The sequence below is a fragment of the Bacillus sp. SIMBA_008 genome (genome assembly GCF_046535495.1).
In the GTDB taxonomy this organism is placed as follows: domain Bacteria; phylum Bacillota; class Bacilli; order Bacillales; family Bacillaceae; genus Bacillus; species Bacillus subtilis.
Genome location: NZ_JAWRWL010000492.1, coordinates 1 through 270, shown reverse-complemented (window position 1 = coordinate 270; position 270 = coordinate 1). Strand labels below are relative to the sequence as shown.

Sequence of the window (270 nt, the reverse complement as noted above, 5' to 3'; positions counted from 1 at the left end):
CAAAAAAACGGAGGAGAAAATCCTCAAGGCTCTCGGAGAAGCCGGAAAACAGCCGGAACGGTTTCCGATCGGCTATGCGCTCAGCATTGCCTCAGTCATTGAAGAACATTTGGCCCGGCTGACGGATATTCAGAAATATTCTCGGGCCGGCAGTCTCAGAAGAGCGCGGGAAACCGTAAAAGATCTGGATTACATTATCGCTACAGATCATCCGGAGGCTGTCAGAGAACAGCTTCTTTCCCTCCCGAACGTAAAAGACGTGATAGCGGG

Annotated in this window: 1 pseudogene; it reads left to right on the top strand. The window is 51.1% G+C overall.

The window, feature by feature from the left end:
• Nucleotides 1-270, top strand: a pseudogene (locus SB658_RS24155) (DNA polymerase/3'-5' exonuclease PolX); the annotation flags it as partial.